Source organism: Ruegeria sp. CI1 (assembly GCF_056536925.1).
The window spans coordinates 25,350-42,182 of record NZ_JBQFQP010000004.1 but is presented as its reverse complement, the minus strand read 5'-3'; the positions used below and the strand labels follow the sequence as shown (position 1 = coordinate 42,182).

The following is a 16,833-nucleotide window of genomic DNA, read 5'->3' as shown; positions in this document are numbered from 1 at the left end:
AAGCCTTTCCGGGCGTTCCGCATCTTCGCGAATCGTTGATCCTAATTTGGAAACTGTTTCCATTAGTTTTTCACATTGTTCCGAAATTACCCTGCGTTACGAAAAAAGTGATGGGATTTACGACAGTTCCGCCAAATTACCGCCACAGTCGGGTACTAGGCCCGACACACACTTTAAGCCCCAACCCGTATCCGCCCAGTGAGGATTGCCTCATGACGTTGTTCCCAAATAAGTTGCGCGACTGCTGCGGCAGATCACCAAAAACAATTGCCCTTGCGGCTTGGCAATTCTGCAAGAACGAACGCGGGTCCATGACGATCCTTGGTTTGTTTTTGTTTCTGATCATCCTGATCACCGTCGGGCTTGGGGTTGACCTGATGCGGTACGAACGGGAACGGGTCCTCCTGCAATCCACTCTCGACCGCGCGACATTGGGTGCCGCGGACCTCGACCAGACACTCGATCCCGAAGCTGTTGTCAGGGACTACCTGAAGAAGGCGGGGCTGGAAGATCGGCTTAAGGCGGTCAAGGTGGACGAGGGCCTTGGCTTCCGCAAGATCACGGCCACCGCGGAAACCGTCGTGCCCACGCATTTCATGCATATGTCCGGCGTGGACAGCCTGAGTGCGGTTGCGGGCAGCATCGCCGAAGAATCGATCGGCGCTGTCGAGATTTCGCTGGTGCTGGATATTTCGGGGTCGATGGGGGAAGCCAGCCGGGATGGCAGCACCAAGATCGCGCTGTTGCAGGGCGCGGCAAAAGAGTTTGTCGAACTTTTGCTGGAAAAATCCGAAAGTGATGAAACCTCGATCTCGATCGTGCCCTACGCTACACAGGTCAATGCGGGCGAGACGTTGCTGGACAAGTTCACCAACGTTACGCAGGAACACGACTATTCCCATTGTGTGAATTTTATTCCGGAACAGTTCAGCGACACCGACCTGCACCGCAACGATCGGCTTGAAAGAACCGCGCATTTCGATCCGTTTACCGATAGCGAAGATCCGATAACGAGCCCGGTTTGTCCTATCCGTGACGGGAGCGAGATTACGGCATTTTCCAATAGCGCGACTAAACTGAAAGAGCAGATCGACAAGTTGACCGCCAAGGGCAACACGTCCATCGAAATCGGCATGAAATGGGGGGTCGCACTTTTGGACCCCAGCATGCGCGATATCGTGGGCGACCTCAGCGCCGATGGCGTCGTCCCGGCAGAGTTTGCCAGCCGGCCAATTGATTACGACAAGGACGTGATCAAGATCGTAATCGTCATGACCGATGGTAAAAACACCGACCAGCCGCTTCTCAATCCATCGCTAAGGTCGGGTTTGTCTGATGTTTGGTACAACGCCGAGGAAGATCAGTATTCGGTGTTTTTCTCACAAGGAAACAATCACCAGTATTACTGGCCGGACAAAAACAATTTTCGAACCACGCCTGACACGTCTGACCATCCTTACGGTGACAACGAGCCGGGTGATGCCGTCCGGCTGACCTATCAGGAATTGTTCAATCGCGCGTCCATTTATTGGAACGCATTGTACAACTACTATCCGATAAACAACGGTTACGCCGGCAGGTGGTTTGAAGCCGCTTTTTCCAGGATTAACGCGACCGCCAAGGATCAGCGCACCAAGAACATCTGCCGGATCGCGAAACGAGAGGGCATCATCGTCTACGGCATCGCATTCGAAGCGCCAACCGAGGGTCTTAGAGTTATCGAAAACTGCGCCAGCTCCGACAGCCACGTCTATGATGTGAGTGGGCTGGACATCGAAAAGGCATTTGTGTCCATCGCTTCCTCGATCCAGAAACTGCGCCTGACGCAATGACGATCACGTGCAGGGTTGCTCTTTTGGTCGAGCCTGCTTAGGTCTCGGCTAGTCTGAAAACGGAGTGCCCATGCTGTCGCTGATCCAAATCCTGCTGCTGATCCTGGACGTTGTCTGGTTCTTCATCCTGGCGCATGTGATCATGAGCTGGCTGATCAATTTCCAGGTTCTGAACCTGCATCAGCAATTCGTGGCGCAGATCTGGTATGGGCTGAACCGCATTCTCGAACCGATCTATGGCCCCGTCCGCCGCATCCTGCCACCGATGGGCGGCATCGACCTTGCGCCGCTGGTGGTGCTGATCGGCGTTTATGCGTTGCGGATCGTTCTGGTGAACAACGCGGTCTATTTCTACTGACCTCTTTTGCGCACTTGTTCACCGAATCTTAGTGTGTGAAACTGCCCATCAAGAGCAGACACCAAAAGTTGTGAACAGGGCCACCCGAACATGCTGGACGCCGCGCCATTGCTGCGAGATGTCTTCGGATTCGACGACTTCCGCACCGGACAGGCAGAGATCGTCGATGCTGTGACGGCGGGCGAAAACGTGTTGGCCATCATGCCGACCGGCGGTGGCAAGTCGCTCTGTTTCCAGCTTCCGGCGCTGTTGCGCGACGGGGTGACGGTTGTCATCTCGCCGCTAATCGCGCTCATGCGCGACCAGGTCCGTGCCTTGCAGGAGGCCGGGGTCGAAGCCGGTGCGCTCACCTCGGGCAACACGGTCGAGGAAACCGATGCTGTTTGGGAGGCACTTCAGGCCGGGCGCCTGAAACTCCTCTACATGGCGCCCGAACGCCTCGCTGCCGGGTCCGCGTTGGGCATGCTGCGTCGGATCAACGTCACCCTGATCGCCGTGGACGAGGCCCATTGTGTCAGCCAATGGGGACACGATTTCCGCCCCGACTACCTGCGGATCGGAGAGCTCAGGCGCGCGTTGAACGTCCCGCTCGCGGCCTTCACCGCCACGGCAGACGCCGAAACCCGTGACGAGATCGTCGAAAAGCTGTTCGACGGTCAGGTCCCGCGCACGTTTCTTCGCGGTTTCGACCGGCCCAACATCCACCTAGCCTTTGCCGCCAAGGACGGCCCGCGCAAGCAGGTTCTCGACTTTGCCGATGCCCGCAAGGGTCAGTCCGGCATCGTCTATTGCGGCACCCGCAACAAGACCGAAGTGCTGGCCCAGGCCCTGCGCGAAGACGGGCATAACGCCTGTCACTATCACGGCGGCATGGAGGCCGAGGATCGCCGCATTGTCGAAACCCGCTTCGCGCGCGAGGACGGGCTGATCGTCGTCGCCACCGTCGCATTTGGAATGGGCATCGACAAGCCCGACATCCGTTGGGTTGCCCATGCCGATCTGCCGAAGTCCATCGAGGCCTACTATCAGGAAATCGGGCGCGCCGGTCGCGACGGAGCGCCCGCCGAGACCCTGACCCTGTTCGGCCCCGACGACATTCGCCTACGTCGGTCCCAGATCGACGAGGGGCTGGCCCCACCCGAACGTCGCGCCGCTGACCACGCGCGGCTCAACGCGCTTTTGGGGCTGGCCGAAGCGCTGGATTGCCGTCGCCAGACCCTGTTGGGATATTTCGGGGAACAGGCCGAGCCCTGCGGCAAATGCGACCTCTGCGACAGCCCGGCAGATGTGTTCGACGGCACCACCCCTGTGCGCATGGCCCTGTCGGCCATTCTGCGCACCGAAGAATGGTTTGGCGCGGGCCACCTGATCGACATCCTGACCGGCAACGACACCGACAAGGTGCGCGCCCGCCGCCATGACGACCTGCCCACCTTTGGTGTCGGCAAGGCATGGTCACGGCCCCAGTGGCAGGCGATTTTCCGGCAGATGATGGGGCACGACCTGATCCGCCCCGATCCCGAACGCCACGGCGCGTTGCGCATGACCGAGGCTGCCAAACCGATCCTCAAGGCCGAGGCGACGATCCGCCTGCGCAAGGATACGATCAACAAGGCCGTCCGCCGACCCGCCGTCAAGACCATGGTGAGCGAAGAGGACGCGCCGCTTCTGTCGGCGCTCAAGGCCAAACGCCGTGCACTGGCCGAGGCCGCGCGCGTGCCTGCCTACGTCATTTTCCCCGACCGGACCCTGATCGAAATGGCCGAAAAACGGCCCAGGTCGCTCGATGACATGGCCCGTGTCGGCGGTGTTGGCGCGAAAAAACTGGAGCGCTATGGCGCGACCTTCCTCCAAGTGATCTCGGGCGAGGCGGCGGCGCTGCATCCGGCGCGGCGCAAACTGGCCGGTCGCGAGACCGCGGGCGTCTATGACCGCCTGCTCGAAGTGCAATCGGAACTGGCGCGTGGTCCCGACGGGATCGACAAGCCGCTGACCTGTTCGGCCTCACAGCTGGCCAAGGTGGCGCAACTGCGCCCCGGCGATGTGCGCGGTCTGGAACAAGTGCTGGGCGAACGCCGCGCGGAACGTTTCGGCACGGCCTTTCTGGACGTCCTGGGGGCGGCGGGCTAGATACGGCGGAATGGCAAGGGAATTTGGGGGCGGATATGCTGGTAGTGATCTCTCCGGCCAAGCGGCTGGACTGGGCGGAGCGGGATGTCGAGGCGACCGAACCCGCCTTTCAGGAGGATGCGATCAGGCTGGCGAAAAGTGCCCGTAACCTGACGCTGGGTGACCTGAAGAAACTGATGAGTCTCAGCGACGATCTGGCCCGTCTGAACCGCGACCGCTTTCAGGTCTTCTCCGATACGCCGGATCGTAACGCGACCCGCCCCGCAGCCCTTGCATTTGCTGGCGATACCTATCAGGGGCTCGAGGCCACCTCGCTGGACGCCGACGAAATGGCATGGGCGCAGGATCACCTGCGCATCCTGTCGGGGCTTTATGGCGTGCTGCGTCCGCTCGACGCGATGCAGGCCTATCGGCTCGAGATGGGCAGCAAGCTGAAAACCCGGCGCGGCAAAAACCTCTATGAGTATTGGCGCGATCAGCTCAGCAAGGCGCTCAACCATCAGGCTGAACAGATCGGTTCCGAAATTCTGGTCAACTGCGCCAGTCAGGAGTATTTCGGCGCAGTCGACCAAAAGGCGCTGAAACTACGCGTCGTGACGCCCGTCTTCATGGAGGACAAGGGCGGTGCGCCAAAGATCGTCAGTTTCTTCGCCAAGAAGGCCCGTGGCGCTATGGCGCGGTACGTGATCCAGCACCGGTTGACCGATCCGGCCTCGCTGACCGATTTCGACAGCGGCGGATATGCCCATCGCCCCGATCTGTCCGAACCTGACAAGCCGGTCTTTGTCCGCCCCTATCAGGCCTGACCGTCCAGCATCGACGGATCAAAGGCCACCAGCTCCACCGTATTGCCTTCGGGGTCTGCGGTGAAAATGCCGCGCCAGCCGATCCAGCCGAACTGTTCCACCCGATAGGACTGGCCGATCTGGTCATACCAGCGCATCACGGCCTCCTGCTCGTCAAACGGCAGCGACAGGGCGATGTGATGCAGCGCCGAGTTGCCGCCCGTCACCGGCCCGCCCGCATCGCCGGGGCGAGGCGCGGTGTCGTGATGGAACAGGGCCAGCACGCTGGTATGCCCGCCGAACCCTTCGGCGATCTTGAAAAAAACGATGGGGCTGTCGCGATCCCCCCGCACCCGTTCCAGCCCGATGACGGTCTCATAGAATGCAATCATCGCCGCCATATCGGCGCAGCGGATGGCAATTTCGCCCAAGGCTCGGGGCCGGAATCCACGGTCTTCGATCATGGCTCAAAGCTATGTCGGGTCAGATGGGCGCACAAGGCAATTCAGGCCTGGACGGGACCACCGGGCGCGCGTCCGACGGTTGATGCTCGATGATCATTTCATGGATCAGGGCCTTTTGCAGCGGCTTGGTCAGATAATGATCCAGACCTGCCGCCAATATCCCCTCGGCATCCCCGGCCATGGCATGCGCGGTCAGGGCGACGATGGACACGCGCCGCCCGCTGTCTGCCTCGATACGGCGGATTTCGCCGGCGGCCTGTTTACCATCCATCTTGGGCATCGAGATATCCATGAAGATCAGGTCGGGCGCAAACGCCGAAAATGCTTCCACCGCCTCGATACCATTGCCTGCGAACCGCAGTTCGATATCCAGATCCTTGACCATCTTGCTCAGGACCAGCTGGTTGGTCCGGTTGTCCTCGGCCGCCAGAACCCGCATCGTCCGGAGCTGCCCCGAGGGAATGGCCGGCTCAGGTGTATCGGCCGTTTCCGCCCGGTCGTCCAGCGCGGGAATCCGATCAAAGACCACTGCTCCCAACGCTTCGAGACGCGAGAACAGTTCCGCCCGCGGCACCGGTTTCTGCATGACGCCCTGAACCAGATGCCGGTTTGCATCGCCGTGGATCGCACCGGGATTCGCGGTCACGATGACGATCGGCACGTCATCCCATCCCCGCTCGCGCATCAGGCGCGCCATCTCCAGCCCTTCCAGATCGGGCATGTGATGATCGCTGAGGATCAAATCGACGCTCTCATCCAGTCGTTGTAACGCCTCGGCCCCCGACCGGCACGACGTCACCCTTGCCCCCAGGCGGTCAAGCTGTTTTTCCAGAATCGCCCGGTTGACCGCCAGATCATCCACCACCATGACATGATGCAGACGTTCCGTCAGGCTGGGGGGAACGGGCTGTGGCCCTTCGGCTGTCGGCAGGGTGATCCGGAATCCGAAACAGGTGCCTTGCCCCTCTTCGCTTTCCACCCAGATCCTGCCGCCCATGATCTCGACCAGCCGTTGCGAAATGGCCAGGCCCAACCCGGTGCCCTCAAAGGCGCGGTTCCGCTCATCCTCGACCTGATTGAACTCGCCGAAGATGTGGTCGATTTTCGATCTGGCGATACCGATGCCGGTATCCTCGATCGCCATATGGATGCTGCATGTCCCATTTTCGGCATCCGGAACGCCGGTCACCCGGATCAGCACATGCCCCTTGGCGGTGAATTTCACCGCGTTCCCCAACAGATTTGTCAATACCTGCCGCACCCGGCCCGGATCGCCGACAAACAGTGTCGGCAGGAACAGGTCGTAATCCACCAGCAGCGACAATCCCTTTTCCCTAACCGTCGGTTGCATCAGCATGGCAATCTCGTGGATGCACCGTTCCAGATCAAAGCTTTCGGGGTAAAGCACCAGCCTGTCAGCCTCGATCTTGGAATAATCCAGCACGTCATTGATGATGACCAGCAATGCCTCGCCCGAACTGCGGATGGTGTCGACATAAGTTTGCTGTTCTTCGTCCAGCACGGTATCGGTCAGCAGTTCCGACATGCCGACGATGCCGTTCATCGGCGTTCGGATTTCGTGACTCATATTGGCCAAAAAGGCCGATTTCGCCCGGTTCGCCGCTTCGGCTTTTTCGCGGGCGGCGCGCAACTCGGCCTCGTAACGGACAGTCGCGGTGATGTTGAGCGCCAGGCTGACCATATCGCCGCCATGGCCTCGTTGGTCGATGAGCTTGACATATTGCCGGTTCCAGAGCTGGATCACGATCGGTTCGGGAATGTCCGACAGCCAGCGGTTGCGCATCATGTCGCGCCACTCGGATGCGGACTGTTCGCCAAGATCGATCAGGCCCTCATCTGTCAGGATCTCAAGCAGGCGCATATAGGATATGCCGGGTGCAACCTCGTCCAGACCATCGAAAACACTCAGATAGGCGGTGTTCGCACCGATCATCCTGTGATCGGCGTCATAATAGGCGAACCCGTCCTGAATGGTCTGGATCGAATGCCACAACCGGCGTTCGGCCACTTCGATCTTGGCATTTGCTACCGTGAGATCTGATTTCACCTTTTCATTTTCATCCCGCACGGTGGCGACTTCGGCGCGGGTCTCGCCAATCTCTTTCGTCAAGGCCATCGCATGCTGGCCAAGCTTGCGGTTTGCAGCAGACAGTTCCGCCTGTTTGAGGTCCAGCCGCCGCTCGGCCGCTAGTCGCGCGCGCCGTTCCCGGGCCAGTTTGTCGGCAAGGCTCATTCTTCGGTTTCCCTGACAGTCTCGGCGCAGCATCGGGTGATTAGGTGAAAAACTGTTTAAACCTGTCTTGGCCGCGTCTCTGGCGTTGCAAAGGCACGGCCGCCCGTGTCACCTTGAGACCAAACAGGAGGTCGCCATGCGCCGCTTTGCATTTTTCTCAATTTCCTTGATTTTGCTGATCTTTTCCGGAGCGAACGACCTGCATGCCCAATCCGGCACCGCTGATTTCCGCTTTGTCGTCACCCGTGACGCCGATTTTTATGGCTCGGATCTGGACCCCCTGTTCGACACCGACCTGCAATCCTGTGTGCGGGCCTGTTCCGCCAACAGCCGATGTGCCGCCTTCACCTACAACACCCGTTCAAACGCGTGTTTCCCGAAATCCGGCGTATCGCGGCAGGACATCTACGAGGGCGCGCTATCGGCGCAAAAGATTGCGACAGGCGACGAGGCGCTCGCACTGTCCCGCGTTCGCTCCGCAGAACTGCCGTTCCTGAGCGATGACGATCTGGCGCGCGCGCGCAACCAGGCCCGCGATCTTGGCCTACGCCATCCCGGCGGCGGGTTCGATCCGGCATCGGTTCTGGCGGCGGCCCACGCCGCCGACACGCCGCAACTGGCGATGCGCTGGACCGGTATCGCGGTATCGCTTACTGACCGGGGCGATCTGTGGGCCGACTACGCGCGCCTGTTGCTGGATATCCCGGGCGACGACCGGCAACGCCAGCGCGATTATTCCATGCGGGCACTGAACGCAGCGGTGAATGCCTATCTGCGCGCGGAAGCCCCCGCTGCGCGGGCGACCGCCCTGTCGGTGATGGGCGACGCGCTGGAACGCAGCGATCGGGGCCGCGACATGGTCTCGGCGCTGCGGCTGGCCTCGGACCTGCAGCCGCGCGCTGACATCCTGGCCGCCCTCGAAGCGGCGGTGGCGAAATACGGCTTTCGCATAACGGATACCACTGTTGAAAGCGATGCTGCCCAGCCACGCATCTGCGCAGAGTTTTCCGAACCGCTGGTGCAGGCCGGCGTCGACTACGAACCATTCGTGCAATTGCCCGAACCTCAGCTCGTGGTACAGGCCGATGACCGCCAGCTTTGCGTGGATGGGGTCGAGCATGGCAAGCGTTACCGCCTCGTCATCCGGCAGGGTCTGCCCGCCGCCTCGGGCGAGGCGCTGATCAAGGATGTCGAGCTGACACACTATGTCCGCGACCGCGCGCCATCGGTCCGCTTTCCCGGCCGCAGCTACGTTCTGCCCAAAGCGGCCGATGCGGCGCTGCCGGTCGAGACCGTCAACCTGACCCGGCTTGATCTGAAACTTCGCCGGATCAGCGACCGAAACCTGCTGCGCGCGGTACAGGACGGCTTCTTTGGCCGCCCGCTCAGTCACTGGCAGGATCAGCAGTTTACGTCAGAGATTGCTCAGGAAGTCTGGACCGGCACCGCCGAGGTGCAATCCGAGCTCAACCGCGACATGACCTCCCGTCTGCCGATGGGGGCCGCAATCGCGCAGCAACCGGCGGGCATCTATGCGCTGACTGCGCGGGTACCGGGTGCCGATCCCTATGACGACCCCGGCGCGACCCAGTGGTTCGTTCTGTCCGATCTGGGCCTCGGCTCGATGTCGGGCACCGACGGGTTGCATGTAGCTGTCCGGAGCCTCGGTGACGCCACTTCGCGCGCGGGCGTCGAAGTCTCGCTGATCTCTCAGGCCAATGCCGTGATTGCAAAGGCCACAACCGATGCCGACGGCTATGCCCGGTTCGATCCCGGTCTCACGCGCGGGCGCGGGGCGGCAGCCCCGGCGTTGATCCTCGCAGAAAGTGGCAGCGATTTCTCCTTCCTGCCGCTCACCGATCCCGCCTTCGACCTGTCCGATCGCGGGGTCGAGGGGCGCCCGCCCGCCGGGCCGGTCGACGTGTTCCTGACAACCGATCGCGGCGCATATCGCGCGGGCGAGACCATTCATCTGACCGCCCTGACCCGCGATGACCGGGCGCAGGCGGTCGAAGGACTGCCGCTGACCGCCATCCTCAGCCGACCCGACGGTGTCGAATACCGCCGCGCGGTCTCGGACGGCGGCAAAGCAGGCGGCCACGTCTTTGTCATGCCCGTGGCGGGCGACGCCCCGCGCGGCACCTGGCGGATCGAACTCAGGACCGATCCGCAAGGCCCCGCACTGGCCAGCCAGACCGTGCTGGTCGAGGATTTCCTGCCCGAGCGCATCGACTTCGACTTGGCCCTGCCCAACACGCCCCTGCGCCCCGGTGACAGCCCGCCGCTGCAAATCGAGGCACGATATCTTTTTGGCGCGCCGGGTTCCGACCTGACCATCGACGGGCAGGTGGTTCTGCGCGCTGCCGAAACCGTGGCTGGGTACGAAGGCTATCGTTTTGGCCGCTATGACGCTCCGAATCCTTCCCCATCCAGCCATTTCGGCGGTGCGCGCACCGATGCTCAGGGTCAGGCGACCGTGGCGGTTGAAATTCCTTCGGTTGATTTGCCAAGCAAGCCACTAGAGGCGACGGTGATCGCCCGTCTGGCCGACGGCTCGGGCCGACCGGTCGAACGCCGCCTGACTGCGCCCGTTCTGCCGCAAACCCCGGTGATCGGCATCAAGCCGATGTTCGACGACGTGGTGGCCGAAGGGGCCGAGGCCGCGTTTCAGATCGTTGCCCTGTCGCCCGATCTGACGCCTGCCAACATGCGCGTGCGCTGGACACTGAACCGCGTCGAGACGCGTTATCAATGGTATCAGCTCTACGGCAACTGGAACTGGGAACCCACCACGCGCCGCACCCGCATCGCCACGGGCGAGGCCGACCTGGGCATCGATCCCCTGCCGCTCAGCCAGCCGGTCGATTGGGGCCGGTATGAACTGGTGATCGAACGGCAGGACGGCGACTATGCCGCGGCTGCCGTGGATTTCCACGCAGGCTGGTATCAGGCCGCTGATGCCACCGCCACGCCCGACCGACTGGAAATGTCGCTCGACCGTGACAGCTATCGCCCCGGCGACACCGCGCAGCTGCGGATTGTGCCGCGCGCAGCGGGTATCGCGCAGATCGCCGTCCTGTCGAACCGGGTGATCTTGCGTCAGTCCATCGACGTACCCCAGGGCGCAAGCGTCATTCCCCTGCCGGTGACCGAGGCTTGGGGCGCGGGCGCTTATGTAACCGCGACCGTGATCCGCCCGATGGATGTCACTTCCGGTCAGAACCCGGCCCGTGCGCTGGGCGTGGCCCATGCTGCCGTCGCGGCGCCGGGGCGCGAACTTGCGGTGTCGATCGAGGTTCCTCCGGTGGCCGAACCGCGCCAGACCCAACAGGCCCGCATCAAGGTTGACGGCGTTGCCGAAGGAGAACAGGCCTGGCTGACGCTGGCGGCTGTGGATGTGGGCATCCTGAACCTCACGGGCTTCGACAGCCCCGATCCAACGGGATACTATTTCGGCCAGCGCCGTCTTGGGGTCGAACTGCGCGACGTCTATGGCCGTCTGATCGATGGCATGAACGGCGCGATGGGCACCGTGCGTTCTGGAGGTGACAGCGATGCGGGCCTGCGCATGCAATCACCGCCACCGACGCAGGATCTGATGGCGGTGTTCTCCGGCCCGGTGAAAGTGGACACCAACGGCGAGGCCGTGATTGACCTGCCTCTGCCCGCCTTCAACGGCACGGTACGGTTGATGGCGGTCGCCTGGTCTGCCCGCGCGGTGGGACAGGCCGAGGCCGAGATGACCGTGCGCGACCCCGTGGTCGTGACCGCCAGCCTGCCGCGATACCTGGCTCCCGGTGACACCAGCCGACTGCTGTTGGAGATTGTCCATGCCGATGGTCCCGCCGGGGATATGGGCCTGACCCTTGCCGCCTCAGCGGCGCTGGATCTGGGAGACACGCCCGCCGGTTTCACGTTGGAGGAAGGGGCCAAGGCGGTGTTCGAGATCCCCGTGCGCGCTACCGCGCTGGGCGATCCGGCGATCGACGTGACCGTCACAACACCCGATGGCCGCGCTCTGACCCAATCGCTGACCCTGCCAGTACGTGCCAACGATCCGGTCGTGGCCCAGACGCGCCGCTTCGCGCTGGGCGCGGGTGACAGCTTCCTGTTCTCGGCCGATGTCTTTGCCGGGCTGCACCCCGGCTCCGGCAAGGCTGTCCTGTCTGCCGGGCCACTGGCGCGGTTCGACGCGCCGGGCCTTTTGGACACGCTCGACCGCTATCCCTATGGCTGCACCGAACAGGTGACCAGCCAGGCCCTGCCGCTGCTCTACCTGTCTTCGGTGGCGCAGGCCACGGGGCTGGGAAACCGAACCGCGGTATCCGACAGGATCAACGCCGCGATCCGCAGCGTCCTGACCCGGCAGGCCGGAAACGGCTCCTTTGGCCTTTGGCGCGCCGAAAGCGGCGATTTCTGGCTTGATGCCTATGTGGGTGACTTCCTGTCCCGCGCCCGCGCGCAGGGCCATGCTGTTCCCGACCGCGCCTTTGCTCAGGCGATGGACAACCTGCGCAACCGCATCAGCTATGCCCCCGATTTCGATCAGGGGGGCGAGGATATCGCCTATGCCCTGATGGTGCTGGCGCGCGAAGGTGCGGCGGCAATGGGGGATCTGCGCTATTATGCCGACGTCAAGGGCCAGGCGTTTTCGACCCCGCTGGCGGCGGCACAACTGGGGGCGGCGCTGGCGGCCTATGGCGACCAGACCCGCGCCGACACCATGTTTGCCCGCGCCGCGCGCATGGTGGCGAACCGCCCTGCGCAGGACGAAACGCTCTGGCGCGCCGATTATGGCACACCGCTGCGTGATGCCGCCGGGCTGCTTGCGCTGGCGACCGAGGCAGGCAGCGCCGCCATCGACCGCGACGCACTGGTAACCCGGATCAGTTCCGACACCGGCGCACTGTCGACGCAAGAGGCCGCCTGGTCCCTGCTGGCCGCCCATGCGCTGGTGCAGACGCCCGAACGATCCGGCCTGCAGGTCAATGGCGAGCCCGTCGATGGCCCCTTCGTGCAGGTGCTGGCGGACGCGGCGGACGAGGTGCTCAACATCACCGCCGCCGACGGGCACAGCACCGACATCACCCTCACCGTCTCTGGCGTGCCCGAGGTCGCGCCACAGGCGGGCGGCACGGGGTATTCCCTCACCCGCCAGTATTTCTCGATGGATGGCGCGCCGCTTGATCGCAGCAACTTTGCCGTGGGCGAACGTTTTGTGACGGTTCTGACCGTGACCCCGTTCGAGGATGGCGGCGCCCGGCTGATGATCAACGATCCGCTCCCGGCGGGGATCGAGATCGACAACCCCAACCTCTTGCGATCGGGTGATGTGCGTGCGCTCGACTGGCTCAGCCTTTCCGAGGCCACCCATGCCGAATTCCGGTCTGACCGGTTCCTTGCAGCGGTGGATCAGTTCGGCCCAGTCACCATAACGCTGGCCTATGTCGCCCGCGCGGTCACGCCGGGCAGCTTTCACCACCCGGCGGCTTCGGTCGAGGATATGTACCGCCCCCGCAACCGCGCCTGGACCGGCACCGGGCGGGTCGCGGTGCAATGACCGGGCGCACGGCCGTCGCCTCGGCCCATTGGCGTCGGCTCGACATCCAGGGCACCGACCGTTGCACCCTGTCGCAACTGGATCAGGGCTGGATGCTGGTCGGTCAGGCGCTCTGGCATGACGATGGCGTTGATGCCAGTCTCAGTTATGACGTGCGCTGCGATCCCGACTGGTACAGCCTGTCGGCGGATGTGGCGGGCCACATCGGCGGGCGCGCCATTGCGCTGCGCCTGCATCGCGGGCCGCAGGGGTGGGTTCTGAATGACGAGATGCAGGACAACACCGCCAACTGCCATGATCTCGACCTCAGCTTTACCCCGGCCACCAACCTGCTTCCCCTGCGCCGCCTGTCGCTGGCCCGGGGCCAAAGCGCCCACGTCAGCGCCGCCTGGCTGAAACCCGGTCTGGGCATGCTGGAACGGCTGAACCAGATCTATACCCGCATCGACGCAACCGGCATCCGTTACAGCTCGCCAAACTTCGAGGCCGAGCTTGAGGTCCACGGATCGGGCTTCGTTACCGCATATCCCGGCTTGTGGGAAGGCTGGGTCGATGGCTAGTCCGGCGCGCATCTTGCTGGGTCTTGCCGCGGGACTGTTCCTGTCCGCACTTGCGCGCGACGCGGCAGACGGGTGGATTGCCCGCACCGTTCTGCCGTCGACACTGGCGCAGACATCGACCGAGGTACGGGACCGCAACGGCGCGTTGCTGCGGGCCTATCCGGTCGAGGACGGCCTCTGGCGATTGCAGCCGGGGCCGGTCGATCCGGATTTTGTCGCAATGCTGATCCGGTACGAGGACAAACGCTTCTGGACCCATTCGGGCGTCGACCCGCTGGCGATGATCCGCGCCTCCGCACAGGCGCTGTGGAACGGGCAGGTGGTGTCGGGTGGTTCCACCCTGACGATGCAGGTCGCGCGCCTGCTGGAAAATGGCCCGACGGGCCGCTGGCGCGGCAAGCTGCGCCAGATCCGGGTGGCGCTGGCACTGGAACGGCAGCTGGGCAAACAGGATATCCTCGACCTCTACCTGACCCACGCGCCCTATGGCGGCAATCTCGAAGGCGTGCGCGCCGCGACACTGGCCTGGTTCGGGAAAGAGCCGCGCCGCCTGACCCCGGCGCAATCCGCGCTGCTCGTGGCCCTGCCGCAATCGCCTGAAACCCGCAGGCCCGACCGGCACCCCGTTGCGGCCGCTCAGGCGCGCGACAGGGTTTTGCGCCGGATGGCCGACCAGAACGCCCTGCCACTGTCCGAGGTTCGGGCGGCCTTGACCGAGCCGACGCCCGTGATGCTGCGCCCCTTTCCGCAACTGGCCGCGCATCCGGCGGATCGCGCGATCGCTGACGCGCCCGAGGCCCAGACCCATGATCTGACCATCGACGCACGGCTGCAGTCACAACTCGAACCGCTGGTCGCCCGCGCCGCCGCCCGCGCCGGGGCGCGGGTCTCTGGCGCGATGATGGTTGCCGATTATACGACCGGCGACATCCTCGCCTCGGTCGGCTCTGCCGGGTATGACGACACGCGGCAGGGCTTCGTGGATATGACCACCGCCCTGCGCTCGCCCGGCTCGACCCTGAAACCGCTGGTCTACGGGCTGGCGTTCGATCAGGGCATGGCCCATCCCGAAACCCTGATCCATGACGGCCCTGTCATGTTCGGCCGCTATGCGCCGCGCAATTTCGACGGAATGTTCCGCGGCGATGTACGGGTGCGCGAGGCGTTGCAGATGTCGCTCAACATTCCCGTCGCCCGCCTGACGCACGAGCTTGGGCCAAGCCGCATCATGGCTGCGCTGAACCGGGCGGGCGCGCACCCGCGCCTCACCGGCGGCGCGCCGGGTCTTGCGGTGTCGCTGGGCGGGGTGGGGATCACCCTGAACGATCTGGTGCAGCTTTACGTCACGCTGGCGGCTGGCGGTCAGGGACCGTTGCTGCGCGACCGCCTGACCGATCCGGCGGGCAACACAGCACGGGTGATTTCCGACGTGGCCGCATGGCAGGTCGGCGATATTCTGGCGGGTCTCGCGCCGCCGCCCAGTGCCCCCGCAAATGTGCTCGCCTACAAGACCGGCACGTCCTACGGCCACCGCGACGCATGGGCCATCGGCTATGACGGGCGGCATGTGATCGGCGTCTGGCTGGGCCGGGCCGACGGCACTCCTGTACCCGGCGCCTTTGGCGGCGATCTGGCCGCACCCGTGCTGTTCGAGGCGTTCGGACGACTGAAACCCGCCTTCGACCCGCTGCCGCCGCCGCCACCCGCGACCCTGATCGTCGGCGTTGCGGACCTGCCCGCGCCGCTGCAGCGATTCCGGCCCCGCTCTGCCGCGTTCCAGCCCGCAACCGGTGCGCCGCAACTGCTGTTTCCTCCCGACGGCGCGCGACTGGCGACTGATGGTACACCGCTGACCGTCAAGCTGCGTGGCGGACAAGGCCCTTATTCTCTGCTGGCCGATGGCCGCCCCGTCGCCACCGGCATCCGGCAGACCGAGTTCGAAATTCCAAACCCGGGCCGGGGCTATGCCTCGTTTGTCCTCGTGGATGCAAAAGGCCGGTCAGACCGGATCTCCATCGCGATCGATTGAAAGGGATGACATCATGAAACGCCTGATTGTGACGCTTGCCGCCACCCTCGCCGCCACATCCGCCACTGCCGATTGCGCCTCCGACGCGCAGATCGACGCCTTTGTCGCGGATTACCTGTCGAACACGGCAACCTCCGCACTTGTGCCCGACGGCAGCATGGATGACGCGCTGTGTGCTCAGGCGAAACTGGCCGCTGCGCTGACACCGCATCTCGGGCCGCTCATCGGCTACAAGGCGGGCCTGACCAGCAAACCCGCGCAGGACCGGTTCGGTGTCAGCGAGCCCGTGCAGGGCGTTCTCTATCGCGACATGATGCTGCCTGACGGTTCCGAAATTCCCGCCAACTGGGGTGCGCGCCCGGTTTTCGAGGCCGACCTGATCCTTGTCGTCGGGGACGAAGGCATCAATCAGGCCACCACACCAGACGAAGTGATGGCCCATATCTCTGCCGTTCGCCCGTTCATCGAACTGCCTGATCTCATCCTGGCCGAAGGTGAACCGCTCACCGCCGTCACCCTGACCGCCGCCGGTGTCGGGTCAAGGCTTGGCGTCATGGGCGCAGATATCCCGGTCGACGACCCCGCCGCCATGTCGCAGGCGCTGGCCGCGATGCAGGTGACGCTGCGCGCGGCAGATGGCGAGGTTCTGGCAACCGCCCCCGGAACGGCGGTTCTGGGCCATCCGGCGAACTCGGCCCTCTGGTTGAGGTCCAGGGGGATCACGTTCAAACCCGGCGACCTGATTTCCGTCGGTTCTTTCGGGCCGCTGATACCGCCCGCAAAAGGCAAGGGCGGTGCCTCGGTCAGCTATATCGGCCTGCCCGGTGATCCAAGGGTCAGCGTAGCATTCAAATAACGGGA

10 protein-coding genes are annotated in these 16,833 nt (G+C 63.8%); 8 read left to right on the top strand and 2 right to left on the bottom strand.

Annotation, left to right across the window (positions count from 1 at the left end; all coding sequences use genetic code 11):
- The first annotated feature begins 311 nt into the window (after nucleotides 1-311).
- From ACR0LZ_RS05750 to yaaA, 4 genes are all read left to right on the top strand, one after another.
- Complete coding sequence (locus ACR0LZ_RS05750) at nucleotides 312-1,832, top strand: pilus assembly protein TadG-related protein (RefSeq protein ID WP_480748822.1); 1,521 nt, start codon at nucleotides 312-314, stop codon at nucleotides 1,830-1,832.
- 70 nt (nucleotides 1,833-1,902) lie between these two features.
- Nucleotides 1,903-2,190: a YggT family protein gene (locus tag ACR0LZ_RS05745; protein WP_480748821.1), complete on the top strand. Its 288-nt coding sequence runs from the start codon at nucleotides 1,903-1,905 to the stop codon at nucleotides 2,188-2,190.
- Between the two features lie 90 nt (nucleotides 2,191-2,280).
- Entirely contained in the window at nucleotides 2,281-4,320 is a 2,040-nt protein-coding gene (gene recQ, locus ACR0LZ_RS05740) for a DNA helicase RecQ (RefSeq protein WP_480748820.1), read from the top strand.
- A gap of 35 nt (nucleotides 4,321-4,355) precedes the next feature.
- Nucleotides 4,356-5,126 carry a peroxide stress protein YaaA gene (gene yaaA, locus ACR0LZ_RS05735; protein ID WP_480748819.1) on the top strand — a complete coding sequence of 257 codons (771 nt, stop codon included), beginning with the start codon at nucleotides 4,356-4,358 and terminating at the stop codon, nucleotides 5,124-5,126.
- Here yaaA and ACR0LZ_RS05730 read toward each other — a convergent pair.
- Complete coding sequence (locus ACR0LZ_RS05730; protein ID WP_480748817.1) at nucleotides 5,117-5,569, bottom strand: VOC family protein; 453 nt, start codon at nucleotides 5,567-5,569, stop codon at nucleotides 5,117-5,119. The genes yaaA and ACR0LZ_RS05730 overlap by 10 nt on opposite strands.
- Nucleotides 5,570-5,588: 19 nt before the next feature.
- Entirely contained in the window at nucleotides 5,589-7,823 is a 2,235-nt protein-coding gene (locus ACR0LZ_RS05725; protein WP_480748816.1) for a response regulator, read from the bottom strand.
- A 136-nt stretch (nucleotides 7,824-7,959) separates the two neighbouring features.
- Between ACR0LZ_RS05725 and ACR0LZ_RS05720 the strand changes: the two genes are divergently transcribed.
- Genes ACR0LZ_RS05720 through ACR0LZ_RS05705 form a run of 4 tightly spaced genes read left to right on the top strand, consistent with a single transcriptional unit; the run spans nucleotide 7,960 to nucleotide 16,828 of the window.
- Entirely contained in the window at nucleotides 7,960-13,383 is a 5,424-nt protein-coding gene (locus ACR0LZ_RS05720) for an alpha-2-macroglobulin family protein (protein ID WP_480748815.1), read from the top strand.
- Nucleotides 13,380-13,943 carry a putative glycolipid-binding domain-containing protein gene (locus tag ACR0LZ_RS05715; RefSeq protein WP_480748814.1) on the top strand — a complete coding sequence of 188 codons (564 nt, stop codon included), beginning with the start codon at nucleotides 13,380-13,382 and terminating at the stop codon, nucleotides 13,941-13,943. Before ACR0LZ_RS05720 ends, ACR0LZ_RS05715 begins: the two co-directional genes overlap by 4 nt.
- Entirely contained in the window at nucleotides 13,936-15,972 is a 2,037-nt protein-coding gene (gene pbpC / locus ACR0LZ_RS05710) for a penicillin-binding protein 1C (RefSeq protein WP_480748813.1), read from the top strand. The genes ACR0LZ_RS05715 and pbpC overlap by 8 nt, the downstream gene beginning before the upstream one ends.
- A gap of 13 nt (nucleotides 15,973-15,985) precedes the next feature.
- Complete coding sequence (locus tag ACR0LZ_RS05705; protein ID WP_480748812.1) at nucleotides 15,986-16,828, top strand: 2-keto-4-pentenoate hydratase; 843 nt, start codon at nucleotides 15,986-15,988, stop codon at nucleotides 16,826-16,828.
- Nucleotides 16,829-16,833: the final 5 nt, after the last annotated feature.